Below are 26,894 nucleotides of genomic sequence, written 5' to 3'. Positions count from 1 at the left end.
GCCTTTTTGGCAATTTACCAGTGAAACATCTTTTGCCACCAGTTTTTCTTAGTGCCTTCTTTTGGCTGCTTCGGTTTTTCTTCGGCGCTTTTTTGTCCTGAGCAGTATTCCTGAGGCTGTGTGCCGGTCAGGTAGTAAACATACCTCTTTACAGGACAGCCTGCTGCTGAGAGCTTGCCGCTGGCAGGATCAATATAGACACCTGTCACACCGTTTGGAGGCTGGAACATCTCAGCCGGCCTGCTCCTCAATGCTTCTTCCATAAAGGAAGCCCAGATGGTTTTGGCAATTCCTCTCTCCTCAGCCTCCTCCATTTTTTGCCCTTTATCATAGCCGGTCCAAATACCTGTTACGAGGCTTGGGCTGTACCCGATCATCCAGCTGTCAGTGGAGGTGGAGCCCGATTTTCCGGCATACACATGCGTAAGTTTTCCTGCGATGCTGTTTCCTGTGACAGACGTGTAGCCGTTCAGCTTTTTATCAAACATCCCTGTCATGAGCTCTGTCGTTACAAAGGCTGCCGCTTCATTCAGCACTCTTTTTTCAGGCTGCTTGTATTCATACAGCAGCTGGCCGCTTGCGTCTTCGATCTTTTTAATATAGACAGGCTGGATCAGCTTGCCGCCGTTGGCTAGTATCCCGTAAGCATTGACCATCTCAGACAGCCTGACAGGGGATGTGCCGAGTGCGAGAGAAGGCACTTTTTTCAGCGGGCTTGTAATACCGGTTTTCCGGGCTGTATCAATCAGTGTCTCCATTCCGAGAAACAGATGCGTTTTAACCGCATAAATGTTGTCGGATACAGCAATAGCCTGTGCCAGTGAAATCGGCGCATTGGCAAAATAGCCATTATAATTGCCTGGTTCATAGGTGGATTTGCCGTTATCATATTCAAAATCTGTCGGCTCGCTTTTCATCATGGTTGATGGGGTAAAGCCGTGCGTAATGGCGGAATAATAGAGAAGCGGCTTCATCGTAGACCCCGGCTGCCTCTCTGCTTGTGTGGCCCTGTTAAAAGGGCTTTCTTCATAGCTCCTGCCGCCGACCATGGCTTTTACTTCACCAGTAGCAGGATCCAGCGACAATAAGCCTGTCTGCAGGCGGGAGGAAGCTTTAATCTGGCGCTTTATCTCCTGCTCCGCAAGAGTCTGCAGCTTTGGATCAAGCGTTGTGTAAATTCTCAGCCCGCTTGTTTCAAATTCATCCTTTGATAAATGAAGAAGCTTTCTTGCCTGCTGCATGGCTGTATCATAAAAATATGGTGCTATTTTCGATGAGGAGGTCTGTGAGGCATGATCAGCAAAAGACAGCTTTTTTCCGAATGCCTCCTGTGCCTGGGCTTTTGAAATAGCTCCGGTCTCCACCATCGCGTTCAGAACCGTTTTTTGGCGATCCTTTGCCTTGGTATAGTGAAGGAGAGGAGAGTACTGGCTTGGCCCCTTCGGCACACCTGCAAGCATGCTTGCCTCTGCAAGAGTCAGATCCTTTGCCTTTTTGCCAAAATAATAATTGGAAGCAGCCTCGATTCCGTAAGCGCCATGGCCATAATAAATGGTATTTAAATAGCCCTCAAGAATCTGATCCTTGCTGTAATTCGCTTCAAGGCGGAACGTATAAAATGCCTCATCCAGCTTCCTTGTCCACGTTTTATCATGCTTCAGAAACAGGTTCCGTGCATACTGCTGCGAGATCGTGCTTGCCCCCTGCACCTTTGACATGGACTTCAGATCTGCCGCAGCCGCGCCTGCTATCCGTTTGATATCAAAACCATGATGCTCGTAAAAATGCCTGTCTTCTATTGCGATTGCAGCTTCCTTTATAAAAGGAGAAATATTTTCGTTTTTCACCCAATAGCGCTTCTGACCGTGGTGGGTTTCGCCCATCTTTGTGCCGTCCCCCGCAAACAGAATGGTAGACTGCGATACAGTCAAGGAAGGAGGGCCCTGAATTTTAGCGGATAAATAAACAGTAAAAATAGCTGTAAAAAGAAAAAGCAACAGGATCAGACAGATAAAAAAACAGGCGCGCAAAGTTTTTACGGTAATCCTCAGCCGTTCCGGATTCATGCAGACTCCCTCCATTCTCTAATAAACTGTTAATCAGTATGAGGTTTTCTGCTGCTTTCTAAACCTCTGATGAAAATGGATGGAAATTTTCCTTGCAATTTTGCCGGATTCCTCTATACTTTTGCTGAGGTTTGAGTAAAATGACCGAGTTTGTGAAAAAGTGAAACGGGAACGATACTAGTGGACACAAACTAACAATCTTCCAACTTGAAAGGATGGTTCAACATGTCTGAACTTTGGTATACAGAAAAACAAACGAAAAACTTTGGAATCACGCTAAAAGTGAAGCAAACTTTACATACAGAACAAACAGAATTTCAGCACCTTGAAATGGTCGAAACAGAGGAATTCGGCAACATGCTGTTCCTTGACGGCATGGTCATGACTTCTCAAAAAGATGAATTTGTTTACCACGAAATGGTTGCTCACGTGCCATTGTTCACTCACCCCAACCCTGAGAACGTGCTGGTAGTTGGCGGAGGAGACGGCGGCGTTATCCGTGAAGTGCTGAAGCATCCGTCCGTGAAAAAAGCAACGCTCGTTGACATTGACGGAAAAGTGATTGAATACTCAAAGAAATTTTTGCCTGAAATTGCCGGGAAGCTTGAAGACCCGCGCGTTGACGTGAAAGTAGGCGACGGCTTTATGCACATCGCTGAAAGCGAAAACGAATACGACGTCATCATGGTTGACTCCACTGAGCCGGTAGGACCTGCTGTTAACCTGTTCTCAAAAGGCTTTTACGCTGGAATATCCAAAGCGCTGAAAGAAGACGGCATCTTTGTTGCCCAATCGGACAACCCTTGGTTCACACCGGACCTGATCCGCAACGTGCAGCGCGACGTGAAAGAAATTTTCCCAATCACAAAGCTATATGTGGCTAACATTCCGACATACCCAAGCGGCCTCTGGACATTCACATTGGGATCTAAAAAATACGACCCGCTTGAAGTTCCGGAAGACCGCTTCCATGAAATTGAAACAAAATACTATACAAAAGAACTTCACAGAGCAGCATTCGCCCTGCCGAAATTTGTTGCGGATTTAACGAAGTAATCATCGGGAGGAGAAAACACCATGCGCTTTGATGAAGCTTATTCAGGAAACGTATTTATAAAAAGCCACCCGTCCTTCGAAGAAGCGGAAGCTGTACTTTACGGGATGCCGATGGACTGGACCGTCAGCTACCGTCCTGGTTCCCGCTTCGGTCCGGCAAGGATCAGGGAAGCATCTATCGGGCTGGAAGAATACAGCCCATACCTCGACCGCGAGCTTGAGGAAGTTAAATACTACGATGCAGGAGACATTCCGCTCCCATTTGGGAATGCCCAGCGAAGCATTGACATGATCGAAGAATTTGTTGACCAGATTCTCGCAAGCGGAAAATTCCCGCTCGGCATGGGCGGCGAACACCTGACAGCCTGGCCTGTCATGAAAGCTGTCTACAAAAAATACCCGGATCTCGCCATCATTCACATGGATGCGCACACAGACCTCCGGGATGAATACGAGGGCGAACCGCTCTCCCATTCAACACCGATCAAGAAGATCGCAAACCTGATCGGCCCGAAGAACGTGTACTCCTTCGGAATCCGTTCAGGCATGAAAGAAGAATTCCAATGGGCAAAAGAAGCAGGCATGCACATCTCAAAGTTCGAAGTTCTCGAACCATTGAAAAAGGTGCTCCCGACCCTTGCCGGCCGCCCTGTCTACGTCACCATTGACATCGACGTGCTCGACCCTGCGCACGCGCCCGGTACCGGAACCGTTGATGCAGGCGGCATCACATCAAAAGAACTGCTCGCTTCCATCCATGAAATTGCCGGCGCTGATATTAGAGTGGTTGGCGCCGATCTGGTAGAAGTGGCACCAAACTATGACCCATCTGAACAGACCGTCAACACAGCAAGCAAGCTGCTGCGTGAAATGATCCTGGGCTGGGTGCAGAAGAGATAAGCGCATAGACTGACTTGAGGGGAGCCTTTTTACGGGGGGCTTCTCTTGGGTTGGTTTTTTTGTTTTTTAGAGAGGGGATGGTCTCTGTCCCCCTATGTATAGAGGTGCCTGTCCCCCATCAAGGTAAAGTACAAAAGATATGTCCCCATAAGTGGAACATGCGATGTTGAGCGGCTTTGTAAGGGAGTGTCGCTGTCCCCTAATGCGGTAAAGCATCAAGGGACAGACACCGCATACTTGGTGCCTGTCCCTTGCTTTGCTAAAGGGATAAAGGACTGGAACCAGGCTTTCTGCTCCTTGGGAGACAACAAAAAAATGGTGCAGCCTATGTCCCTTGCCGCTTTAGTATACTGGGGGCCAGGTCCCTCTGTATAAAGGTAAAGGTAAAGGGGGACAGAGACCCCCAAATTCCGCCCCGCTATTGAACTTTTGCCAAAACATCTTTATACTATTGAAGTTATAGTGGAACAGTGCGAAAAGGATGTGTTCTGATGACAGAACGGACACCAGTTAACATACATGTCATTTCCGAAATCCGGGATGGTGAGGAAACGGAAAAAATAGAAATTCAGACGTCTGGGGAGTATTACCTCAAGGGATCCATTCCATACTTAAGTTATAGCGAAGAGCAGGATTATGGAAGTATCCGCACCATCATTAAACTGAAGGTAGCGGAGGCAGTCGTCATCAGGTCTGGCGCTGTTTCCATGAGGCAGCGGTTTATTGAGGGTGCAGAAACGCTGACAAATTATGAGACCCAGTTCGGCAGCATGCAGCTTGCAACATTTACAGACAAAATGAATTTCAAGCCTGGCAGCGGTGCGAGCGGAAGGCTTGAGATAGGCTATCAGCTGAAAATTGGCGAAGATCAGACGCACTTACATAAACTGTTAATATCGTTTAAGGAGGCCGAAGGATGAACATTGTCGATCAGGTAAAAGAACGGTTAAAAAATGAAGTGAAAGCAGCGGTTTTAAAGGCCGGCCTTGCGGAAGAAGCGCAAATACCCGATATTATTCTTGAAACTCCTAAAGATAAAGCGCACGGGGATTTCTCAGTTAACACAGCGATGCAGCTTGCACGGATTGCGAAAAAAGCACCGAAAGCGATTGCCGATGAAATTGTGGCGAGCTTTGATAAAGGGAAGGCATCGATTGACAAAATAGAGATCGCCGGCCCTGGCTTTATTAATTTTTATATGGATAACAGCTATTTGACGGATCTTGTTCCTTCAGTGCTTCAGGCAGGGGACAGCTATGGTGAAGCGAATACGGGGAATGGCGAGAAGGTTCAGGTGGAATTTGTTTCGGCCAATCCAACTGGAACACTTCATTTAGGCCATGCCCGCGGTGCAGCAATCGGGGATTCGCTTTGCAATATTCTTGAAAAAGCAGGCTATGATGTTTCAAGAGAATATTACATCAATGATGCAGGGAACCAGATTAATAATTTGACGCTTTCTGTGGAAGCCCGCTATATGCAGGCGATCGGCAAGGATTTTCCGATGCCTGAGGATGGCTACCACGGCCAGGATATTATCGAAATCGGTGAAAAGCTGAAAAATGAGTTCGGCACTCGTTTTGCTGATGAAACAGAGGAAGAGCGCCGCGCGTTTTTCCGCGAATACGGCTTGCAATTTGAGATGGAAAAGCTGAAAAAGGATTTGGAGGAATTCCGTGTTCCTTTCGATGTCTGGTTTTCAGAAACCTCTCTTTATAAGAACGGAAAAATTGATCTGGCTTTAGCAGCTTTGCGTGAAAAAGGCCATATCTATGAAGAAGAAGGGGCAACCTGGTTCCGTTCAACTGAATTTGGCGATGACAAGGACCGTGTTTTGATTAAAAATGACGGGTCCTACACGTATCTGACACCTGACATTGCCTACCATAAAGATAAGCTCGACCGCGGATTCACAAAGCTGATTAATATTTGGGGCGCAGACCACCATGGCTATATTCCGCGGATGAAAGCTGCCATTCAGGCGCTTGGCTATGAAAAAGATACACTTGAAGTGGAAATCATCCAGCTTGTGCATCTTTATAAGAACGGCGAGAAAATGAAAATGAGCAAGCGGACAGGAAAAGCTGTCACACTGCGCGACCTGATGGAAGAGGTTGGCCTTGATGCAGTCCGTTACTTCTTTGCAATGAGAAGCTCTGATACTCATATGGACTTTGATATGGACCTTGCTGTCAGCCAGTCTAATGAAAACCCTGTGTTCTATGCCCAATACGCTCATGCCAGAATTTGCAGCATGCTTCGCCAGGGCGAGGAACAAGCGATTGCTTACCAGAATGATATCTCATTCGAACACGAGCTTTCTGAAAAAGAGATCGAACTTTTAAAAGCAATCGGAGAATTTCCGCAGGCTGTGGCAGAGGCTGCAGGCAAGCGGATTCCTCACCGGATTACAAACTATGTGTATGATCTGGCTGCTTCCCTGCACAGCTTTTACAATGCAGAGAAGGTTTTAGATTCCGAGAATGCATCAAAAAGCCGTGCCCGCCTTGCTTTAATGAAGGCTACACAAATTACGCTGAAAAATGCATTGTCACTGATCGGCGTTTCAGCACCGGAAAAGATGTAAAGTAGAAAGAGGCTGCCCTGATATTGTCAGGAGCAGCCTCTTTTTTGAGTTAAAATGATGAAAATGGCTCCCTGACAAGCTGTTTATGCGCAGGTTTAGCAGCTTATGCGCCGAGCTCAATCACCCTTAGCAGCGTGAGTTCAGCCCTCTTATGCACCGACCCCATCAACTAATGCTTGGGTTTCATCACCAAACACCCCGCTCCCTCCATCTACCACTGAATCGCTCCCCCTGTCACCCGCTTCACTCCTCTGATTGCAGAGACTTCTTCGACTAATTTAAACATCGCCAGGTCTTTTTGCTTCGCTTCAATCATAAAATCGACATCAGTGTCGATCTTTTTTAATTCGCGAAAAAGCGGCATGAGAAATTCCAGATCGACAAAGTCGGCGTGGCTTCGGATTTCTTTTTCAGATTTTGGCGAAGAGAGGTGGATTTTTGGCGGAAGGCCTGTGTGCTTCCATGTGTCGAAAATCCTCGGCAGCACTTCTGCGAGATCAGCATGGTCGTCTTTGTTGGCAATGTGGTGATGGTAATCAAACATGAGCGGAATGGCGGCTCTTTCGCATATAGCCAGGACTTCTTCTGTTGTATAGGTTTTGTCGTCATTTTCAAGTGTCATGCGGCCGAGCACTTCTGACGGCATTTTTTGGCTGTTTGGAAAAAATCTTTCGGCTGATCCTGCTTTGTCTCCGTATGCACCGCCGACATGAATATTGATCCATGCCTCATTGTGCAGGCCCATCGCTTCCAGCATGTCATAATGGTATTGCATATCACCGACAGAGTTTTCAGTAATGGTGTCATTAGGACTTGTGAAGAGGGTGAATTGGTTTGGGTGAAAGCTTGTCCGGATGCCGTGCTTTTTCACGAGCTCTCCGATTTCTCGGAACTTGTCTTTAAAGGGCGAGACAAAGTCCCACTTTACGTCAGGATGGGTGGCAAGCGGCACAAGTGATGACGACATGCGGTATACGGTGATTTCGTGAGCAATATTGTAATGCATGATGCGCAAAGTGTTTTCAAGGTTTTTCCCGGTAACAGCGAGCAGGCCGCTTTTTCGTTCATCTGCAGGAAGCCCGCTGTAGCGCTTATAGGTCATCGTTTTAGCAGGAGAGCAATCCCACAGAGCCAGCGCGTTTGCTACATAGCCAAACCGATTGTACATGATGTTCTCCCCTCTCTTTCTCTCTTTAAGCCGGCGTCAGAGAAAGCGGGAAACCATCCCAGCGATCATTTCCTTTCCTCTTGCCAGCAAGGGCCTTTTCTGAAAAGCTTCAATTGTGTAAAGCTCAGATCGTTCCATATCCTTTTCAATTTGCTCGAGAATATTGTCAATAAAGGGCATGTCATAGATAAAGCAATTAATTTCATCATTTAAGTAAAGGCTTCTTTTATCAAAATTAGCTGTGCCCAAGTCGCAGACTTTCCGATCTGCTACAACAACTTTTGCATGATAAAATCCTTGATAAAATCTGTAAATTTGACAGCCTTTTAAAAGCAGCCTCCCAAAGAAGGGAAAGGCAGCTTCGCGGACGAGAAGGTGGTCAGTTTTCATCGGGACAATAATTTTAACTGCCACACCTCTGGAGAGTGCGTGCTCCAGCTCTTCCATTAATCCATTGCTCGGAACAAAATAAGGGGTGCAGATGATAAGCTCCTGTTCAGTTTCCTTAATAATGCGGGTAAAGATTTTGTCGAGTTCTTTTCCATTTGTGCATAGAAACTGGTGCTCCATCTGTTCTTCTTCGTATAATTCAGGCTGGACATACGGCTTGAGTTTTTCGCCTGCAGCAAGCTTCCAGTCCTGGTTAAACTGATCAAGCATATCCTCAACACTTTTACCCTCAACCTTCAAATGGTAATCCCGCCAATAGCCGAATTTCGGGTCATTGCCGATGTACTCCTTGCCAATATTAAATCCGCCGATATAGCCGATATGGCCGTCGATAATGGTAATTTTCCTATGGTTCCTTGCCTGAAGGGTAAAAAAGAGAAAAGGCAGTTTTGGCTTATGGGAATAGGTCACCTCTGCGCCGGCGTCTTTTAGGCGGCGGATGGCCTTTTTGTTCACCTTCAGTGAGCCTGCCCAGTCCATTAAAAGCCTGACAGTAACACCGTTTGATGCTCTTTCGGTTAAGATATCAAGAAATTCTGAACTGATGGCATCATTTTTTACGATGTAAAATTGAATTTTTAACGAATGCTGTGCCTGCCGGAGGTCAGAAAAGTAGTGATCGTATAAATTCCGGCCATCTGAAAATAAAGTCAGCTTTCCCTTGTAGCGCGGATAGCATTTAATACCCTGCTGACGGATATGTTTTTTGTAGCCGATCATAAAATCAAGCGTAAACCATAAAATCAGCACAAGCAAAATGAGTGCGGCGATCGAGAGAAAGGTCATAGAATCCCTCCTTTGGGATAGTTTTTGTTAAAAGGAGAATTTTTATTTTTCCATGCAAATTTATTTGGAAAACAATTGACTGAATGCTCATTCATTATTAAACTGTTAGTAGAAGGAATTTTTGGAATTTTAGAATACATCTTTCGGGATAAAGGGAGAAAATTCGGCATCATGGATAGGGGGATAATGATGGGACCGCTGCTATGGATTAATTTCCTTGCGTTTTTATTTGTAACCGCTTACGCTGCTTATTTGTTTGTATATTTGATCCGTACCAGGATGGCCTACATCAGGCTGGGTAAGAAAGAGGAGTTTGATCATCGCTGGAAGGAGCGCCTGAACAGGATCTGGGTGAATGTGTTCGGCCAGAAAAAGCTTTTAAAGGATAAGAAAAGCGGAGCCATTCACGTTATGTTCTTTTACGGCTTTATTCTCGTCCAGTTCGGTGCTCTTGATTTCATTACAAAGGGGCTTGCGCCAGGGCATCATTTACCGCTTGGGCCGCTGTACCCTGGATTTACGTTTTTTCAGGAAATCGTTACGTTTGTTATTCTTGTCGCTGTTGTCTGGGCGTTTTACAGAAGATACATTGAAAAGCTTGTCAGGCTGAAGCGGAATTTTAAAGCTGGTCTTGTGCTGATTTTTATCGGCGGTTTGATGCTTTCCGTTCTGCTTGGAAACGCCATGGATCTTGTTTGGCATCAGGAGGAATTAAGCTGGACAGAGCCGATTGCATCCGGAATTGCCTTCTTGCTTGGGGGAATCGGCCAGACGGCAGCCATCGCCATTTTCTATGTATCTTGGTGGATTCACCTGCTCATCCTCTTGACATTCCTTGTTTATGTTCCGCAGTCCAAGCATGCTCACTTGATTGCAGGGCCAGCCAATACTTTCCTGAGCCGGCTTTCCAAGCAAGGGAAGCTTGAAAAGATCGATTTTGAAGATGAATCACAGGAATCCTTCGGGGTTGGTAAAATAGAAGATTTTAAACAGACGCAAATGCTGGATTTCTATGCTTGTGTTGAATGCGGACGCTGTACAAATATGTGTCCTGCCACTGGCACTGGAAAAATGCTCTCTCCGATGGATCTGATTCTTAAGCTTCGGGACCATTTAACAAACCACGGTGCAGCTGTTACATCAAAGGCGCCTTGGGTGCCGGCACCGGCATTCTCCGGCACATTCGGCAACCAGCTGGCAATGGCTTCAAAGTCTTCAGGAGCTGAGGAAACAGCTGCAGCTTCCCTGTATAATCCAGCTTTAATCGGAGAAGTCATCACAGAAGAAGAAATCTGGGCATGCACAACATGCCGGAACTGTGAAGATCAATGTCCGGTGATGAACGAGCATGTTGATAAAATTATCGACCTTCGCCGCTACCTCGTTTTAACAGAAGGGAAAATGAACCCGGATGCCCAGCGCGCTATGACAAACATTGAACGCCAGGGAAATCCGTGGGGACTGAACAGAAAAGAGCGCGAGAAGTGGCGTGAAGCGAGGGAAGATGTTGAGATCCCGACAGTGAAAGAGCTTCAGAAGCAGGAAAAGGAATTTGAATACCTGTTCTGGGTTGGCTCTATGGGCTCCTTTGATAACCGCAGCCAGAAGATTGCTTTGTCCTTTGCAAAGCTGCTGAATGAGGCGGGCGTCACATTTGCGATCCTTGGAAACAAGGAGAAGAATTCAGGAGACACGCCGCGCCGCCTTGGAAATGAATTTTTGTTCCAGGAGCTGGCAGCGAAAAATATTGAAGAGTTTGAAAAGAATGGCGTGACCAAGATCGTCACCATTGATCCGCATGCTTATAATATTTTCAAGAATGAATATCCGGATTTCGGCTTGCAGGCAGAGGTTTACCATCATACGGAGCTGCTTGCAAAGCTGGTGGAAGAGGGCAGGCTGAAGCCTGTGAGAGAAGTAAACGAAACGATTACTTTCCACGATTCCTGCTATCTCGGCCGGTACAATGATGTATATGATCAGCCAAGGGAAATTCTGAAGTCCATTCCAGGCGTCAAGCTTGTGGAAATGGCGCGCAGAAGAGAAACAGGCATGTGCTGCGGAGCCGGCGGCGGCCTCATGTGGATGGAAGAAGATGCAGGCTCAAGAATCAATGTAGCGAGAACAGAACAGGCACTTGCCGTGAAGCCTTCTGTTATCAGCTCGGGCTGTCCATACTGCCTGACCATGCTGAGTGATGGAACTAAGGCAAAAGAAGTGGAAGAAACCGTCAGCACGTATGACGTTGCTGAATTGCTGGAAAAAGCAGTCTGCGGTGAACCGGAAAAGGTTGAGGCGTCTTAATGATTGCCGGAAAGATCAAGCGTTATAGCTTGATCTTTCTGCCGCAGCAAAATCTGAGCGAGCGTTCAGTCGAAAAAATGTAACCGTTTACTTATCACTTTCTATATGGGGGAATGAAGGATGGGAAGGACAGTTATTATCAGTGGAGCAAGAACACCTTTTGGCAAGCTTGGCGGAAGCCTTCAGACGCTGACAGCATCTGAACTGGGCGGAAAAGCCGTTAAGGAGGCGCTGAACAGAGCAGGGGTTGAGCCTGGAGACGTTGATGAGGTCATTCTCGGCAATGTGCTGCAGGGAGGACAGGGCCAGATTCCTTCCAGACAGGCGGCAAGGCATGCGGGCATTCCATGGGAAGTAAAAACTGAAACCATTAATAAAGTCTGCGCTTCAGGTCTTAGGAGCGTGACACTTGCCGACCAGATTATCAGAGCCGGTGATGAGGAAGTGATTGTCGCGGGCGGCATGGAATCCATGTCAAATGCTCCGTATATCCTGCCGAAAGCGCGCTGGGGACTCCGCATGGGCAACCACGAAGTCAAGGACTTGATGATTCATGATGGCCTCACCTGCTCCTTTGAGGGTGTCCATATGGGGAATTACGGCAACAAAACAGCCAAGGATCTTGGCATCTCAAGGGAAGCTCAGGATGAGTGGGCGCTGAGAAGCCATCAGAAGGCTGCAGATGCTACCCAAAGCGGCAAATTTTCCGAGGAAATTGTAGCTGTTGAGATTCCGCAGCGAAAAGGGGATCCCGTTCTGGTTGATCAGGATGAAGCGCCAAGGAAGGATACATCCCTTGAAAAGCTGTCCTCGCTCCGCCCAGTATTCCAGCATGACGGAACAATTACAGCCGGTAATGCTCCAGGAGTAAATGACGGCGCATGTGCATTCGTTCTGATGAACGAGGAGCGTGCACAAAAAGAAGGCAGGGAGCCGCTGGCTGTTATTCTCGGACATGCGGAAATTGCCCTTGAGGCGCAGGACTTTCCGAAAACTCCGGGACTTGTCATCAATAAGCTGCTTGAGAAAACAGGCAAGCCGCTTGAAGAAATCGCCCTGTTTGAAATCAATGAAGCGTTCTCTGCGGTAGCACTTGCTAGCATGGAGCTGGCAGGTCTTGACAAAGAAAAAGTAAATGTGAACGGCGGCGCAGTGGCGCTTGGGCATCCGATTGGCGCAAGCGGCGCGCGGATTCTCCTGACACTGATTCATGAGCTTAAGCGAAGAGGCGGAGGTCTTGGGATAGCGGCGATTTGCTCAGGCGGGGGCCAGGGAGATGCGGTACTGATTGAAGTGAAATAAACAAATGCGGCAAGCAAAGGGGAGAAGAAAAATGGAGATTAAAAAGGTAATGGTCATCGGTGCAGGCCAAATGGGCTCCGGGATTGCCCAGGTTTGCGCAATGGCGGGATATAGCGTGATACTGAATGACCTGAAAGAGGAGTTTCTGCAAAGAGGCATGGGTGTGATCGGAAAAAACCTGCAGCGCCAAGTGGAAAAGGAGCGCATGACGGGAGATGAAAAAGAACAGATTGCAGCGCGTATTGCTCTTTCATCTGATATTTCCTCTGCAAAGGAAGCCGATCTCATCATTGAAGCGGCGACAGAAAATATGGAAATCAAGAAGTCTATTTTTACAAAACTGGATGACCTGGCGCCTGAGCATGCCATTTTAGCCTCCAATACATCTTCGCTCCCTATTACTGAGATTGCCGCTGTGACGAAGCGGCCTGAAAAAGTAATCGGCATGCATTTCATGAACCCTGTGCCTGTTATGAAGCTTGTAGAAATCATTAAAGGGCTTGCGACAGATGACAGTGTTTACAAGGCCATTGAAGACATGACCAAAACACTGAAAAAAGTTCCCGTCGAAGTAGAAGATTTTCCAGGCTTTGTATCGAACCGCATTCTGATGCCGATGATCAACGAAGCGATCTATACGCTGTATGAAGGTGTTGCCAGCAAGGAAGCCATTGATGAAGTGATGAAGCTCGGTATGAATCACCCGATGGGACCGCTGACACTGGCTGATTTTATCGGCCTTGATACATGCCTTTCCATTATGGAAATTTTGCATGAAGGCTTTGGGGATGACAAGTACCGTCCATGTCCGCTGCTCCGCAAATACGTAAAAGCCGGCTGGCTCGGCAAAAAGACCGGCAAAGGATTTTATTCATACGAATAAATTCATCAAGGGGGAAAAGGGGATGAATTTGCAATTCACGGAAGAGCAGGAAATGATGCGGAAAATGGTCAGGGATTTTGCCAAAGCGGAGATTGCTCCTTATATTGATGAGATGGAAAAGGGGCACTTCCCGCGGGAAATCGTGAAGAAAATGGGCGGACTCGGCCTTATGGGCATTCCGGTTCCTGAGAAGTATGGAGGTTCCGGAATGGACTTTGTCTCCTATATCATTGCCATCCATGAGCTTTCAAAGGTCAGTGCGACAATCGGCGTCATTCTGTCCGTTCACACATCTGTCGGCACAAACCCGATCCTTTATTTCGGAACTGACGAGCAGAAAGATAAATACCTTCCAAAGCTCGCTTCAGGCGAATATTTAGGGGCATTTTGCCTGACAGAGCCAGGAGCTGGATCGGATGCCGCCAATCTAAGGACAAAAGCAAAGCGGGACGGCGATTCCTATCTATTAAACGGCTCGAAAATGTTCATCACAAACGGCGGGGAAGCGGACACCTATATTGTATTTGCCTCTACAGACAGCAGTGCAGGAAGCAGAGGCATTACCTGTTTTGTTGTCGAAAAAGGGACACCGGGCTTCATCATAGGAAAAGATGAGCATAAAATGGGCCTTCAAGGCTCAAGAACCGTACAGCTTACCTTTGAAGATGCAAGAGTTCCGGCTGAAAACAGGCTCGGAGCAGAGGGAGAAGGCTACAAAATTGCGATGGCAAATCTCAATGCAGGCCGCATCGGAATTGCAGCCCAGGCACTTGGGATCGCAGAAGCCGCATTCGAAGCCTCTGTAAGCTATGCAAAGGAAAGAGTGCAATTCGGCAAACCGATTGCAGCCCAGCAGGGAATCGGCTTTAAGCTGGCCGATATGGCGTCACATGCAGAAGCAGCACGCCTGCTTGTGTATCAGGCTGCCTTTTTAAGAGAAAATGGGCTTCCATGCGGAAAAGAAGCCTCCATGGCAAAGCTTTTTGCTTCAAAAACAGCGATGGAAAATGCTATAGAGGCGATACAGGTGTTTGGCGGCTATGGCTATACAAAGGATTATCCTGTTGAGCGGTTCTTCCGGGACGCAAAAATTTGCGAAATTTATGAAGGTACAAGCGAGATTCAGCGGATTGTCATCAGCAAACATTTAACAGCCTAAAACGGTGCAAAGGGGATGCAGAAATGAACTTTAAACTATCAGAAGAACATGAAATGATCCGAAAAATGGTGCGCGATTTTGCGAGAAAAGATGTACAGCCGACAGCTGCAGAAAGAGATGAAGAGGAGCGCTTTGACCGCAGTCTGTTTGACAAAATGGCGGAGCTTGGGCTGACGGGAATTCCATGGCCTGAAGAGTACGGCGGCATCGGCAGCGACTATCTTGCTTACGTCATTGCTGTCGAAGAGCTTTCAAGAGTATGCGCTTCAACAGGTGTAACGCTCTCTGCCCATACGTCATTAGCCGGCTGGCCGGTATTTAAATTCGGTACAGAAGAGCAAAAACAGAAATACCTCCGCCCGATGGCAGAAGGCAAAAAAATCGGTGCTTACGGCCTGACTGAGCCAAGCTCCGGTTCTGATGCAGGCGGCATGCGCACGAATGCCCGCCTGGACGGTGACCACTACATCCTTAACGGCTCTAAAATTTTCATTACAAACGGCGGCATCGCTGACATTTATGTTGTGTTTGCTGTAACAGATTCAGAGCAGAAGCATAAAGGAACAAGCGCCTTTATTATTGAAAGCGGCTTTCCTGGATTCTCTGTCGGCAAGAAGGAAAGCAAAATGGGGATTCGTTCCTCGCCGACAACAGAAATCATTTTTGAAGACTGCCGTGTGCCAAAGGAAAACCTTCTTGGCAAGGAAGGTGACGGCTTCAAAATTGCGATGATGACGCTTGATGGCGGCAGAAACGGCATTGCCGCACAGGCGGTCGGGATCGCACAGGGCGCACTTGATGCAGCAACTGATTATGCAAAAGGACGCGAACAGTTCGGAAAGCCGATTGCGGCCCAGCAGGGAATCGGGTTTAAGCTGGCCGATATGGCGACAAGCGTTGAAGCAGCACGCCTGCTGACTTATCAGGCAGCATGGCTTGAGTCAGAAGGACTTCCGTACGGCAAAGAATCCGCTATGTCCAAACTGTTTGCCGGTGATGCAGCCATGCGCGTGACAACAGAAGCCGTGCAGGTTTTCGGGGGCTACGGCTATACAAAGGATTACCCTGTTGAGCGATACATGCGCGATGCGAAAATTACGCAGATCTACGAAGGTACACAAGAGATCCAAAGGCTGGTTATCTCTAGGATGCTGACAAAGTAATGGCCGGCGTATCGCCTGGCGATACGATACACGGCAGGGAAGCAGGAGAGGAGGAGCAGGATGAAAAGGGAAGTACTGGCATCTGTGAAGGATGAGCGGCTTGTCAAAAAACGGCGCGATCAGATGATCAAAGGGGCGGTCAGTCTTTTTAAGGAAAAAGGCTTTCACAGAACAACGACAAGGGAAATTGCCAAGTCTGCCGGCTTCAGCATCGGGACGCTCTATGAGTATATCCGCCAGAAGGAGGATGTGCTCTACCTCGTATGCGACACCATTTACGATGAAGTCCGGGAAAGACTGGAGCGGGACATTGACATGAAAAAAGGAACACTGGAGAGTCTGAGACTCGCCATTGCCAATTATTTCAGGGTCATTGATGAAATGCAGGATGAAGTGCTTGTGATGTATCAGGAAGCCAAATCGCTTTCAAAGGATGCGCTTCCTTATGTGCTGCAAAAAGAAATAGAAATGGTTGCGATGTTTGAAGCAGTGATTCAAAACTGCATTGAAAATGGGGTATGCAAGCTGTCTGAACCTGAAAAAAAACTTCTGGCTCATAATATTTTCGTGAAAGGGCAAATGTGGGGCTTCAGGAGATGGGCGCTTCAAAAGCTCTACACGCTTGATGAATATATTGAAGGGCAGACCAATCTGATCTTAAAAGGGATAGATTGCTGAAGACGGAAAACAAGGGGGAAAAGGAAATGCATATTTACAAGCCAAAGCATGCCGTTCGATTTGTGACAGCATCCAGTCTTTTTGACGGACACGATGCTTCCATCAATATTATGCGCCGCATTCTTCAGTCAAGCGGGGCGGAAGTGATTCATCTTGGACATAACAGGTCAGTTGAGGAAGTAGTCAATGCAGCCATTCATGAGGATGCACAGGGAATCGCGATTTCCTCCTATCAGGGCGGCCATGTGGAATATTTTAAATACATGTATGACCTGTTAAAGGAAAAAGGCGCGCCTCATATCCGCCTTTATGGCGGCGGGGGCGGCGTCATCATTCCCAGGGAAATAAAAGAGCTTCATGATTATGGGATTTCCCGCATCTTTTCACCTGAAGACGGCAGAAAGCATGGCCTTCAGGGAATGATCAACCAGATGCTTGAGGAGTGCGATTATCCGACAGTTTCAAGTATTGGAAATGAGCTGGAAGAATTAAAAGCAGGCAGTGTGAACGCTGTTTCGCGCCTTATTACATTAGCTGAGCAAAGAGCGCAGGAACAGACAGAAGCAGCTGCTGCGGCAGAGGTATTGGATGAAGTTCAAAAGCTGGATTCCAAAGCACCGGTTATCGGTATTACCGGTACAGGAGGGGCTGGGAAAAGCTCGCTCACAGATGAGCTGATCCGCCGTTTCCTCAATGAACTGCCTGAACTGAAGCTGGCAATCCTGTCAGTAGACCCGACAAAGCAGAAAACAGGCGGCGCGCTTCTTGGCGACAGGATTCGGATGAACGCCATCTTTAATCCCCGCGTCTACATGCGCAGCCTTGCAACAAGGCAGTCCCGCTCAGAGCTTTCGCTTGCCATCAAGGATGCTATCTCTGTTGTGAAAGCAGCAGGCTATGACCTTGTTATTGTAGAGACGAGCGGGATCGGACAGGGAGATGCAGGCATTACAGACATTTGCGACCTGTCGATGTATGTTATGACAAGCGAATACGGGGCACCTACCCAGCTGGAAAAAATTGATATGATCGACTATGCCGATCTGATTGTTATTAATAAATATGAACGCAAAGGCTCTGAAGATGCAAAGCGCCAGGTTCAAAAGCAATTTCAGCGCAGCCGCATGCTTTTTGAAACAGAGCTTGATGATCTGCCGGTTTACGGCACGATTGCCAGCCAGTTCAACGATCCGGGCACGAACACCCTGTTCAAGGCCCTATTAAAGGAAATCCGCGAAAAAACAGGCAAGGAATGGACGTCGGATCTTGAAACGGTCACAGATGTGAAAAAGCAAAATGTGATTATTCCGACTGACAGAAGATATTACCTTAGAGAGATCAGCGAGACAGTCAGAAATTATCATAAAAAAGCAGAAAAAGAAGCGGCATTGGCAAGAAAGGTGTTCCAGGCAGAAGGTGTGCTTGAAGCGCTGAAAGAAGACAATGCGGAAACAGCATTGGCTGCAGTTGAAGCTGTGAAGCAGAAGGCAGAGGAAGAACTGACGAAGGAATCCCGCAGCATTCTTGCCGGATGGGGCGAATTGAAGGAAAAATACAGCTCTGATCAATTTACCACAAAAGTGCGCGACAGAGAGCTTGTCACAAAGCTGAAAACTGTCACTCTTTCAGGCCTGAGCATTCCAAAGGTAGCTCTTCCGAATTATAAAGACTACGGTGAGATTCTCCGATGGGTATACAAGGAAAATGTCCCTGGCAGCTTCCCTTATACAGCAGGTGTGTTTCCATTCAAGCGGGAAGGCGAAGATCCGAAGCGCCAGTTTGCCGGTGAAGGAACACCTGAAAGAACGAACAGACGCTTTCACTACCTATCAAAGGATGATGAAGCAAAGCGCCTAAGCACAGCCTTTGATTCAGTAACTCTTTATGGTGAAGATCCTGCCTATCGTCCGGATATTTACGGAAAAGTCGGGGAGAGCGGTGTGAGCATCTGTACGCTCGATGATATGAAAAAGCTCTACAGCGGCTTTGATCTTTGTGCACCGTCTACATCCGTATCCATGACGATTAACGGCCCTGCACCGATCATATTGGCTATGTTCCTGAACACGGCCATTGCACAGCAGATAGCGAGGAAAGCAGAAGAACTCGGCCGTGAGCTGACAGAAGAAGAGCAGCTGCAAGTGAAGGAAATGACACTTCAAACTGTCCGGGGCACCGTGCAGGCGGATATTTTAAAAGAAGACCAGGGACAGAACACCTGCATCTTCTCAACAGAGTTTGCTTTGAAGCTTATGGGGGATATTCAGGAGTACTTTATCCGTCAAAAGGTTCGAAACTATTACTCTGTCTCCATCTCTGGCTATCATATCGCCGAAGCCGGCGCTAATCCGATTTCCCAGCTTGCCTTCACGCTCGCTAACGGCTTTACGTATGTAGAATACTATTTAAGCAGAGGAATGAACATTGACACCTTTGCACCGAATCTCTCGTTTTTCTTCTCTAACGGGCTTGATGCCGAGTATACAGTAATCGGGCGCGTTGCAAGGCGCATCTGGGCAACCGTTATGAGAGATAAATATGGAGCAAATGAGCGCAGCCAGAAGCTGAAATACCATATTCAAACATCAGGCCGCTCGCTGCACGCGCAGGAAATCGACTTCAATGACATACGGACAACGCTTCAGGCCTTGATGGCGCTGCAGGATAACTGCAATTCCCTTCATACAAATGCGTATGACGAGGCGATTACAACACCGACAGAAGAATCCGTGCGCCGTGCCATGGCTATCCAGATGATTATTACAAAAGAACATGGCCTTGCGAAAAACGAAAACCCGCTGCAGGGAGCGTTTATCGTAGAAGAGCTCACAGATCTTGTCGAAGAAGCAGTTCTCCAGGAATTCGACCGCATCAACGAGCGCGGCGGCGTTCTCGGTGCAATGGAAACTCAGTACCAGCGCGGAAAAATCCAGGATGAAAGCATGTTCTACGAAATGAAGAAGCACTCCGGCGAACTGCCGATCATTGGCGTGAACACTTACTTAAATCCGAACCCGCCATCAGAAGAAGAAATGAACAGCATGGAAATCGCGCGTGCATCAAAGGAAGAAAAAGAAACACAGATTCAGAACCTGAAAGAGTTCCAGTCACGGAACGAAGCGCAGCTTGCAGCCGCCATTCAGCGTCTGAAGCAAACCGCCATGCAAAACGGCAACATCTTTGAAGAGCTTATGGAAACCGTCCAGTACGCAAGCCTTGGCCAAATTACAGAAGCTCTGTATGAAGTCGGCGGACAGTACAGGCGGAATATGTAAGAAACTTGGGCCGGCGCCTGTTTGGAGCCGGCTTTTTGTATGGGATTGCTTGTAAAAAATGAATTTTGCAAGCTGAAAAACAAGTTTTGCCGCACCATGGCAGCCGGTGGTTTGTTCACATAATGTCTTACTGTCCAAAGCGCGAACTTCACTGTCCAAAGTCCGCTGTTTACTGTCCAAAGCGCCGTCTTTACTGTCCAAAATCCACTGTTTACTGTCCAATACCACCTTTACTGGCGGGTCAGCAGTTCGACAGCAGAATTCCGACCCCGCTCTAAAAATTCGAAACCTCGTCTGCCCTTTATCCGTATAACACATACTGCAGGCAGATTTTTGGAAGTTTGGGTAGGAATTAGTTGAGTTTTGTAGAATAGTTGTTAGTATTAGTTATATAGTCAGATTTTTTGCATTTTGCAGGCAGGCCAATAGAATGACAATGAGCTTGGCAGAAGTCTGGCTTCAATTACACGAATACAGGCGAGGAGCGTGAACATATGGCAATTACATTGCAAAAAGGGCAAAAGATCGATTTGACGAAGGGGAACAGCACCCTTAACTCCATGCTGGTCGGACTTGGCTGGGATCCCGTACAGCAGAGCGGCGGCAAAGGGCTTCTCGGAGGGCTTTTCGGAGGAAATAAGGAGTCAAATGTAGACTGCGATGCTTCCGTTCTAATGCTTGATGAAAAGGATCGTCTTGTAGACAAGAAGAGTGTAATTTACTTTGGCAATCTGCAGAGCAAATGCGGCAGTGTCAGACACTCCGGCGATAATTTAACAGGCCAGGGCGAAGGAGACGATGAGCAGATTCGCATTGATCTTCAAAAAATTCCGGCCAGCGTACATAAGCTTGTTTTTGTGGTGAACATCTACCAGGCTGTTCAGCGCAAGCAGCATTTCGGGATGATTCAGAATGCGTTTATCCGAATTGTGGATGCATCCAGCAATACCGAACTTGCTCATTATAACTTAACAGATAATTATTCAGGTTTAACCTCATTGTTTCCAGGGGAAATTTACCGCCATGGGAACGAATGGAAGTTTGCTGCAGTAGGACAGGGCACAAAAGACGCGTCCATCGGCGATATTGCAGGGCGCTATTCATAAAGCAGGGCTTTTTCCATCAGTTTTTGCTTGCAAAATGTTAAACAATTCCGTGATAAAGCGGAAATTTCCTCGAAAGATGCTAAACTACCAAACATTAAAGGAGCGAATAACACATGGCTATTTCACTGAGCAAAGGACAAAAGGTTGACTTAACAAAAGGAAATCCGGGATTAACGAAAGTAACGGTTGGACTGGGCTGGGATACAAACAAGTATGACGGAGGCAATGACTTTGACCTTGACACTTCTGTCTTCCTTCTTGACGAAAACGGCAAATGCCCATCAGAAGCGGATTTTATTTTCTACAACAATCTTAAAGGCGGAAACGGATCTGTTGAGCACACTGGCGACAACAGAACGGGAGAAGGAGAAGGCGACGACGAGCAGGTTAACATCAGCCTGCAGGATGTTCCTCAAAACATTCAAAAAATTTCTTTTGCGATTACGATTCATGATGCAGAAGCCCGCAGCCAGAACTTCGGACAGGTTTCCAACGCCTATGTGCGCATCCTGAACCAGGATAGCAATGAAGAATTAATCCGCTACGACCTTGGCGAGGACTTTTCCATTGAAACAGCCGTAGTTGTCGGTGAATTGTACCGCCACGGAGGAGAATGGAAATTTAACGCAATCGGCAGCGGCTACCAGGGCGGACTTGCTTCCCTTGTCAGCGACTATGGCTTGAATGCTTAAGCTAAACCGGTAAATGATAGAGGTTCTTTCAAAATGTAAATGAAAGGTGCGTTGCTACTGGCGCACCTTTTTTGAACCCTTCATAAAGATTGGTGAAAATTTTCCATATTATAATCAAACGGGGTGGAGTTAATGGGAATTCAACTGGCGAAAGGACAGCGGATTGATCTGACTAAAACCAATCCTGGCCTGACAAAAGCAATCATTGGACTCGGATGGGACACAAACCTGTACTCTGGCGGCTTTGATTTTGACCTGGATGCTTCCGCATTTTTGGCTGATGCAAACGGCAAGGTGCAGAATGATGAAGAATTTATTTTCTATAACAATCTAAAAAGCCCGACTGGAGCTGTCGAACATACGGGGGATAACAGGACAGGTGAAGGGGAGGGCGATGATGAGCAGATTATCATCGACTTTTCGCTGATTCCGGCACACGTGGAAAAAATCGGCATCACGGTTACCATCCATGATGCAGAACAGCGCAAGCAAAACTTCGGACAGGTCTCCAATGCCTTCGTTCGCGTGGTAAATCCTGATACAAATGACGAAATTCTCCGTTTTGACCTTGGAGAGGATTTTTCGATCGAAACTGCAGTAGTTGTCTGCGAGCTTTACAAGCACGCCGGAGAGTGGAAATTCAATGCAATTGGAAGCGGATTTTCAGGCGGGCTTGCCGCACTTTGCAGAAACTACGGACTGGATGTTTAACAAATCGGCTTTTCTTAACCGCACCATATGAATGTTCTCCCTTCCATGGATTAAGAAAAGGCTTAATAAGTAAAGGAAGCGGGGGAGTATGGCGTGCAGCATTTTCAATATGTGCCTGATCAAAAAAAGAAGGACATTTTTTTTCTGGAGCCTGAGCGTTTTACAAAGCACTCAGACCAAAAGCTATTAAGCTATGCTCTCGGTGCAGCGCTCTATATGCCGGGGAGCAGAACGTCGATTGCACAGGATCTTCTTTCAGGGAAATACCTGCAGGGCAAGCATGAAGGGCTGACCTCTATGGTGATCTGTTTGGAAGATTCGATTGCTGATCATGAAGTGGAGACAGCTGAACAGAACATTGCAATGTGTATGGCAGAAGTGGCAGAAGGGATTGAAAAGCAGCGCTTTTTTCAGGAGGATTTGCCGCTTATTTTTATCAGGGTCAGGGAGCCTGCTCAAATGCAAAGGCTTGCCGCTGTATTGGCTCCTTATTTAGGTTTGATTGCGGGATTTATTTTCCCGAAAATCAGCAGCGGAAATGTAAGGGAATACTTTTCTCTTTTGCAGTCTTTAACAAAGGAGCATAAAGAAATTCTTTACGGCATGCCGATTCTGGAAACACCTGAAGTGATTTACCGCGAGACCCGTATGGAGGAGCTGCTTGAGATCAAGCGGGTGCTCGATGAATACAAATCGCTCGTGCTGAATGTGCGGCTTGGAGGCACCGATTTATCAGGCATTTACGGAATCCGCAGAAGCAGAGGAACCACGATTTATGATATTTCGGTAATCCGAGACTGCATTACGGATATTATTAATGTTTTCGGCAGAAGCAGTGAAGAATATGTGATTTCAGGACCTGTATGGGAGTATTTTAACGGGAAAACGCGGCTTTTAAAGCCTCAGCTCAGGCAGACGCCTTTCCGGAATGCTTCAGGCAGTGAAGGCCTGAAGCTCAGGGATGAACTTCTGAGCCGGTATGATGACGGGCTGATTCAGGAAATTTTGCTGGACGGCGCCAACGGTCTTGTCGGAAAGACGATTATCCATCCTTCGCATATTAAAATTGTGAACGCGCTCAATGTTACGGCCAAGGAAGAGTACCTGGATGCAGCGGCGATCCTTGAACAGTCTCTGACCTATAATGGCGTGATTAAAAGCGAGTTTGCCAATAAGATGAACGAAATCAAGCCGCATGCAAGCTGGGCAAGAAAAGTGATGCTGAAATCAAAAATCTACGGGGTGTTTCATGAGAACGAGTCATTTGTCGAACTTATCGGTACAGCAGCAGGAGAACACGCGTACATTTGAGATTCTGGACCATTTATCTGCAGAAATCGCTGTGAGGGAGAATCCTTATTTTATCCCGCTTGAAAATCTGTTTTCCATGGCGGCAAGAAAAAATAAAAAAAGGGCCTTCCTGTTTGTCAGCAAGCTTTTAGGCAAGCATCTCCCTGTTCGTCCTGAGCTTGCTCTGCTGACGGGAAAGGCGCTTGCTGCCAGGTACCTTGAAACAGTGCATGGAAAAGCTCATCCAGAGCTTGAAACCATCATAAAAGGGCTGCACGGGGAAGCTGTGCCATTTTCATCCTCGCCGGAGCAGTATGAGCTTCCAGAGGAAACGGTTTTTATCGGATTTGCAGAAACAGCCACAGCGCTTGGTCATGCCGTGTTCGAAAACTTTTCAAATGCTGTCTTTTTTCATACAACAAGAGAGCAGATTGACGGGATGGAGTCCATTATCCACTTTGAAGAAGAACACTCTCATGCAACCTCGCACCGCTGCTATGTGAAAAAAAGGCTGCTTAACGGCGGCCAGCCAGTTGTCCTTGTTGACGATGAAGTCACAACAGGCAACACAGCTTTAAACATCATCGAATCCATTCAGCTTTCCTTCCCGCGGAAAGAGTACACGGTCATCTCCATTTTGGACTGGCGCTCTGATGCGGACAGGGAAAAATTCCGCGAAACAGAGCTAAGGCTCGGCATCAAAATCCACCATGTTTCTCTCCTTGAAGGAACCATAAAGCTCGTCGGAACGCCTGCTGAGGAATTCCCGGAAACACCTGTTCAGTCAGAGGAATCAGAGGCGGAAGTTACGGTTCACGAGCTGCCTTTCTTTGCAGATGAAGAGATCAGAAGCCGCTTCGGCTACCTGCTTTATACAGGCCGCTTTGGCTTGAAAAGCGAAGATCAAAGGGTGCTTGATGCAAAAGCAAAGGAAGCGGGCACCGCACTGAAAGAATTGAGAAGGGGATCGAGGACCTTATGCCTCGGAACGGGAGAATTTATGTACTTGCCGATGAAGGCAGCTGCCTTTATGGGGGAAGGAGCCGTTTACCAATCCTCAACGAGAAGTCCGATTCATCCAGCGTCACTGCCGGATTATGCTGTGCAGACGGCATATCCATATATCAGCCCTGAAGACGGAGAGACCCTCAATTATTTTTACAATGCCTCACAAGGCCAGTATGATGAAGTCTTCGTTTTTTTCGAAAAAAAGATGAGCTCTGAAGCGCTCAAACCGATGCTCGACCAGCTAAAACGTGTGTTTCCCATTGTCCGCATCATCCTATTCAGCGGGCAGGCAATCTTAGATTCTACGAATTCATAAGGGCGGTGCTGTTCATGGAACTAACGCGAGATCGTCTTCCGCAGCCGGGCGAGCTGGGAAGCTATTCAAAAAAAGACGTTGTATTTTTACTGAAGGACTTAAGCCATGCAGAAGACCTTGAAAAGCCGACAATGGAGCGGGAACAGGCCATTCAATCCGGCGGACATTACTCTGAGATGCTTCCCATTGAGTACCAGCCGTCGCCTGAATACTTGAAGCTCTACTATCAGTCTCTTGAAAAATATAAGGAAAAACTGGCATCAGCAGTGGGTTTTGTAGCAGAAAAAATCTTACAGGCAAAAGGGAAGAACGCTGTGCTTGTTTCATTGGCACGCGCCGGCACGCCGATCGGAATCCTGATTAAGCGCTACATTCAGCACCGCTTTCAGCTGGATGTTCCCCATTACAGCATTTCCATCATCAGGGGCAGAGGGATTGATGAGAATGCGATGAAATATATTCTCGCCAATCATCCTGACTCAGCCATTCAGTTTGTTGACGGCTGGACGGGTAAAGGAGCCATTACCCTTGAATTAAAAGAAGCGGTTCTCGAATTTAATAAGACGCATCAAACAGAGATTGACTGGTCTCTCGCCGTTCTCGCCGATCCGGGCTATTGCGCAGCAATCCGCGGCACGCACGAGGACTTTCTCATTCCCAGCGCCTGCTTGAATTCAACCGTATCAGGCCTTGTCAGCCGGACTGTTTTGAACGAAAAATGGATTGGCCCAAATGATTTCCACGGTGCAAAGTATTATAATGAATTAAAAGACGAAGATGTATCCAATCATTTTATTGATACAGTGTCAAACGAGTTTGGGTCTATTGCGGCAGCGGTTCAGCAGCAGCTGGAAGTAATGCCGGAAAGTGAAGCTCCTGACTGGAGGGGGCTTGCTGAAATTCATAAAATGCAAAAGGAATTCGGCATTGAAAATGTCCATCATATAAAGCCGGGTGTCGGCGAAACAACGCGTGTTCTTCTGCGGAGGGTTCCGTGGAAGGTGCTTGTGAAAGATATGAAAAGCCCTGAGCTTGAGCATATTCTTCTTTTGGCAAGAGAAAAAGGCGTCCCTGTCGAAGAGTATCAGGACATGTCCTATACTTGTCTCGGATTGATCAGGTCTTTAAAATAGGAGGCACCAAAATGATATTTGCGAGTGATCTTGATCAGACTCTGATCTACTCCAGGAAATCCTTCCGGGAGCCTGCAGCTGAAGAAGAGATCGAGCTTATTGAAACACTTGACGGCAAAGAAATTTCCTTTATGACAAAAAGAGCGATCCAGCTTCTGAAAGAAGCAGCGCAGCTGTACGAATTCATCCCTGTTACGACAAGGACGATCGAGCAGTACAAGCGGATTTCCATTTTCCAGAACAGCATTGTTCCAAGATTTGCGATAACATGCAATGGGGGCCGGATCCTTGAGAACGGCCGAATTGATGAGGATTGGAACAGAACCCTGAAAGACCGGCTCGACAGCGGATCAGCGCCGATCGAGGCGGTAGCGGAGAAGTTTGATCAGATTGCTTCAGAACAATGGGTTTTGAAAAAGCGGCGCGCAGATGATCTTTTTCTTTACTATATTGTGGAGCGCTCCCAAATTCCTGCAGCAGATCTGGCCGAATTTACAGGGTGGCTGGACCAGGAGGGGTGGACCTATTCCCTGCAGGGCAGGAAGCTGTATTTTGTGCCGAAGCCTGTGAGCAAATGGAATGCCCTTCATCATGTCAGCGAGCAGCTGAACGCTGAAAAAGTGATTACTGCAGGCGATTCGCTGCTTGATTTGTGCATGCTGGAAGGAGCTCATCATGCCTTTTGCCCTTTCCACGGAGAACTTGGCACAATCGAGGTGCCTTTAAAAAGCCACATTATGAAAACAGAGAAAAACGGCATTTTTGCTTCAGAAGAAATATTGGAATCTGTTCTGCAGCTGAGAGAATCAGGCATCCTGGCTTAAAATGCTGCCGGATAAATAAGAAGGCTAAGCTGGTTTT

At 47.3% G+C, this 26,894-nt stretch carries 21 protein-coding genes; 18 read left to right on the top strand and 3 right to left on the bottom strand.

Going from position 1 to position 26,894, the window contains the following annotated elements:
• Positions 1-14: 14 nt before the first annotated feature.
• A complete protein-coding gene (locus LRR81_RS10755; RefSeq protein WP_231789369.1) occupies positions 15-2,066 on the bottom strand; it encodes a transglycosylase domain-containing protein in 2,052 nt (683 codons plus the stop codon).
• 225 nt (positions 2,067-2,291) lie between these two features.
• On the opposite strand from LRR81_RS10755, the gene speE reads away from it, so the two are divergent.
• The 4 genes from speE (at position 2,292) to argS (ending at position 6,609) form a co-directional block, all read left to right on the top strand.
• Positions 2,292-3,122, top strand: a complete 831-nt coding sequence (gene speE / locus LRR81_RS10750; protein ID WP_231789368.1) for a spermidine synthase — start codon at positions 2,292-2,294, stop codon at positions 3,120-3,122.
• A 21-nt stretch (positions 3,123-3,143) separates the two neighbouring features.
• Entirely contained in the window at positions 3,144-4,022 is an 879-nt protein-coding gene (speB, locus tag LRR81_RS10745; protein ID WP_231789367.1) for an agmatinase, read from the top strand.
• A 491-nt stretch (positions 4,023-4,513) separates the two neighbouring features.
• Positions 4,514-4,942 (top strand): DUF1934 domain-containing protein, encoded by a 429-nt coding sequence (locus LRR81_RS10740; RefSeq protein WP_231789366.1) that lies wholly within the window; start codon positions 4,514-4,516, stop codon positions 4,940-4,942.
• Positions 4,939-6,609 (top strand): arginine--tRNA ligase, encoded by a 1,671-nt coding sequence (argS, locus tag LRR81_RS10735; RefSeq protein ID WP_231789365.1) that lies wholly within the window; start codon positions 4,939-4,941, stop codon positions 6,607-6,609. The genes LRR81_RS10740 and argS overlap by 4 nt, the downstream gene beginning before the upstream one ends.
• Before the next feature lie 211 nt (positions 6,610-6,820).
• Here the strand turns inward: argS and uvsE are convergent, their stop codons facing one another.
• Entirely contained in the window at positions 6,821-7,777 is a 957-nt protein-coding gene (uvsE, locus tag LRR81_RS10730; RefSeq protein WP_231789364.1) for a UV DNA damage repair endonuclease UvsE, read from the bottom strand.
• A gap of 36 nt (positions 7,778-7,813) precedes the next feature.
• On the bottom strand, positions 7,814-9,013 hold the full coding sequence (gene cls, locus LRR81_RS10725; protein ID WP_231789363.1) for a cardiolipin synthase: 1,200 nt from the start codon (positions 9,011-9,013) through the stop codon (positions 7,814-7,816).
• Positions 9,014-9,202: 189 nt separating this feature from the next.
• On the opposite strand from cls, the gene LRR81_RS10720 reads away from it, so the two are divergent.
• The 14 genes from LRR81_RS10720 to LRR81_RS10655 all read left to right on the top strand — a co-directional run bounded on the left by LRR81_RS10720 (position 9,203) and on the right by LRR81_RS10655 (position 26,857).
• The gene (locus LRR81_RS10720; RefSeq protein WP_231789362.1) at positions 9,203-11,317 is read left to right on the top strand and encodes a (Fe-S)-binding protein; all 2,115 of its coding nucleotides are present in this window, start codon (positions 9,203-9,205) and stop codon (positions 11,315-11,317) included.
• A 120-nt stretch (positions 11,318-11,437) separates the two neighbouring features.
• A complete protein-coding gene (locus LRR81_RS10715) occupies positions 11,438-12,619 on the top strand; it encodes an acetyl-CoA C-acetyltransferase (RefSeq protein ID WP_231789361.1) in 1,182 nt (393 codons plus the stop codon).
• A gap of 31 nt (positions 12,620-12,650) precedes the next feature.
• The gene (locus LRR81_RS10710) at positions 12,651-13,502 is read left to right on the top strand and encodes a 3-hydroxybutyryl-CoA dehydrogenase (RefSeq protein WP_231789360.1); all 852 of its coding nucleotides are present in this window, start codon (positions 12,651-12,653) and stop codon (positions 13,500-13,502) included.
• A gap of 22 nt (positions 13,503-13,524) precedes the next feature.
• On the top strand, positions 13,525-14,661 hold the full coding sequence (locus LRR81_RS10705; RefSeq protein WP_231789359.1) for an acyl-CoA dehydrogenase: 1,137 nt from the start codon (positions 13,525-13,527) through the stop codon (positions 14,659-14,661).
• A 23-nt stretch (positions 14,662-14,684) separates the two neighbouring features.
• Positions 14,685-15,824, top strand: coding sequence for an acyl-CoA dehydrogenase (locus LRR81_RS10700; protein ID WP_231789358.1), 1,140 nt, complete (start codon positions 14,685-14,687; stop codon positions 15,822-15,824).
• Positions 15,825-15,884: 60 nt separating this feature from the next.
• Complete coding sequence (locus LRR81_RS10695) at positions 15,885-16,502, top strand: TetR/AcrR family transcriptional regulator (RefSeq protein ID WP_231789357.1); 618 nt, start codon at positions 15,885-15,887, stop codon at positions 16,500-16,502.
• Positions 16,503-16,528: 26 nt separating this feature from the next.
• Positions 16,529-19,777, top strand: a complete 3,249-nt coding sequence (gene icmF, locus LRR81_RS10690; protein ID WP_231789356.1) for a fused isobutyryl-CoA mutase/GTPase IcmF — start codon at positions 16,529-16,531, stop codon at positions 19,775-19,777.
• 494 nt (positions 19,778-20,271) lie between these two features.
• On the top strand, positions 20,272-20,883 hold the full coding sequence (locus LRR81_RS10685; RefSeq protein WP_231789355.1) for a TerD family protein: 612 nt from the start codon (positions 20,272-20,274) through the stop codon (positions 20,881-20,883).
• A 113-nt stretch (positions 20,884-20,996) separates the two neighbouring features.
• Positions 20,997-21,575, top strand: coding sequence for a TerD family protein (locus tag LRR81_RS10680; RefSeq protein WP_231789354.1), 579 nt, complete (start codon positions 20,997-20,999; stop codon positions 21,573-21,575).
• A 132-nt stretch (positions 21,576-21,707) separates the two neighbouring features.
• Positions 21,708-22,286, top strand: a complete 579-nt coding sequence (locus tag LRR81_RS10675; protein ID WP_231789353.1) for a TerD family protein — start codon at positions 21,708-21,710, stop codon at positions 22,284-22,286.
• Between the two features lie 93 nt (positions 22,287-22,379).
• A complete protein-coding gene (locus LRR81_RS10670) occupies positions 22,380-23,597 on the top strand; it encodes an HpcH/HpaI aldolase/citrate lyase family protein (RefSeq protein ID WP_231789352.1) in 1,218 nt (405 codons plus the stop codon).
• Positions 23,536-24,900, top strand: a complete 1,365-nt coding sequence (locus tag LRR81_RS10665; RefSeq protein ID WP_231789351.1) for a phosphoribosyltransferase family protein — start codon at positions 23,536-23,538, stop codon at positions 24,898-24,900. The genes LRR81_RS10670 and LRR81_RS10665 overlap by 62 nt, the downstream gene beginning before the upstream one ends.
• 14 nt (positions 24,901-24,914) lie before the next feature.
• Entirely contained in the window at positions 24,915-26,033 is a 1,119-nt protein-coding gene (locus LRR81_RS10660; protein WP_231789350.1) for a cysteine protease StiP family protein, read from the top strand.
• Positions 26,034-26,044: 11 nt separating this feature from the next.
• The gene (locus LRR81_RS10655; protein ID WP_231789349.1) at positions 26,045-26,857 is read left to right on the top strand and encodes an HAD family hydrolase; all 813 of its coding nucleotides are present in this window, start codon (positions 26,045-26,047) and stop codon (positions 26,855-26,857) included.
• The last annotated feature ends 37 nt before the right edge of the window (positions 26,858-26,894 follow it).

Source organism: Metabacillus kandeliae, from assembly GCF_021166585.1.
Lineage (GTDB): Bacteria > Bacillota > Bacilli > Bacillales > Bacillaceae > Metabacillus_B > Metabacillus_B kandeliae.
This window is presented reverse-complemented; position numbering and strand designations above follow the sequence as displayed.

Bases quoted from the DNA above. Each gene is read 5' to 3' on its own strand.
- LRR81_RS10755 (WP_231789369.1), bottom strand. From the start codon at position 2,066: ATGAATCCGGAACGGCTGAGGATTACCGTAAAAACTTTGCGCGCCTGT.
- speE (WP_231789368.1), top strand. From the start codon at position 2,292: ATGTCTGAACTTTGGTATACAGAAAAACAAACGAAAAACTTTGGAATC.
- speB (WP_231789367.1), top strand. From the start codon at position 3,144: ATGCGCTTTGATGAAGCTTATTCAGGAAACGTATTTATAAAAAGCCAC.
- LRR81_RS10740 (WP_231789366.1), top strand. From the start codon at position 4,514: ATGACAGAACGGACACCAGTTAACATACATGTCATTTCCGAAATCCGG.
- argS (WP_231789365.1), top strand. From the start codon at position 4,939: ATGAACATTGTCGATCAGGTAAAAGAACGGTTAAAAAATGAAGTGAAA.
- uvsE (WP_231789364.1), bottom strand. From the start codon at position 7,777: ATGTACAATCGGTTTGGCTATGTAGCAAACGCGCTGGCTCTGTGGGAT.
- cls (WP_231789363.1), bottom strand. From the start codon at position 9,013: ATGACCTTTCTCTCGATCGCCGCACTCATTTTGCTTGTGCTGATTTTA.
- LRR81_RS10720 (WP_231789362.1), top strand. From the start codon at position 9,203: ATGGGACCGCTGCTATGGATTAATTTCCTTGCGTTTTTATTTGTAACC.
- LRR81_RS10715 (WP_231789361.1), top strand. From the start codon at position 11,438: ATGGGAAGGACAGTTATTATCAGTGGAGCAAGAACACCTTTTGGCAAG.
- LRR81_RS10710 (WP_231789360.1), top strand. From the start codon at position 12,651: ATGGAGATTAAAAAGGTAATGGTCATCGGTGCAGGCCAAATGGGCTCC.
- LRR81_RS10705 (WP_231789359.1), top strand. From the start codon at position 13,525: ATGAATTTGCAATTCACGGAAGAGCAGGAAATGATGCGGAAAATGGTC.
- LRR81_RS10700 (WP_231789358.1), top strand. From the start codon at position 14,685: ATGAACTTTAAACTATCAGAAGAACATGAAATGATCCGAAAAATGGTG.
- LRR81_RS10695 (WP_231789357.1), top strand. From the start codon at position 15,885: ATGAAAAGGGAAGTACTGGCATCTGTGAAGGATGAGCGGCTTGTCAAA.
- icmF (WP_231789356.1), top strand. From the start codon at position 16,529: ATGCATATTTACAAGCCAAAGCATGCCGTTCGATTTGTGACAGCATCC.
- LRR81_RS10685 (WP_231789355.1), top strand. From the start codon at position 20,272: ATGGCAATTACATTGCAAAAAGGGCAAAAGATCGATTTGACGAAGGGG.
- LRR81_RS10680 (WP_231789354.1), top strand. From the start codon at position 20,997: ATGGCTATTTCACTGAGCAAAGGACAAAAGGTTGACTTAACAAAAGGA.
- LRR81_RS10675 (WP_231789353.1), top strand. From the start codon at position 21,708: ATGGGAATTCAACTGGCGAAAGGACAGCGGATTGATCTGACTAAAACC.
- LRR81_RS10665 (WP_231789351.1), top strand. From the start codon at position 23,536: ATGAGAACGAGTCATTTGTCGAACTTATCGGTACAGCAGCAGGAGAAC.
- LRR81_RS10660 (WP_231789350.1), top strand. From the start codon at position 24,915: ATGGAACTAACGCGAGATCGTCTTCCGCAGCCGGGCGAGCTGGGAAGC.
- LRR81_RS10655 (WP_231789349.1), top strand. From the start codon at position 26,045: ATGATATTTGCGAGTGATCTTGATCAGACTCTGATCTACTCCAGGAAA.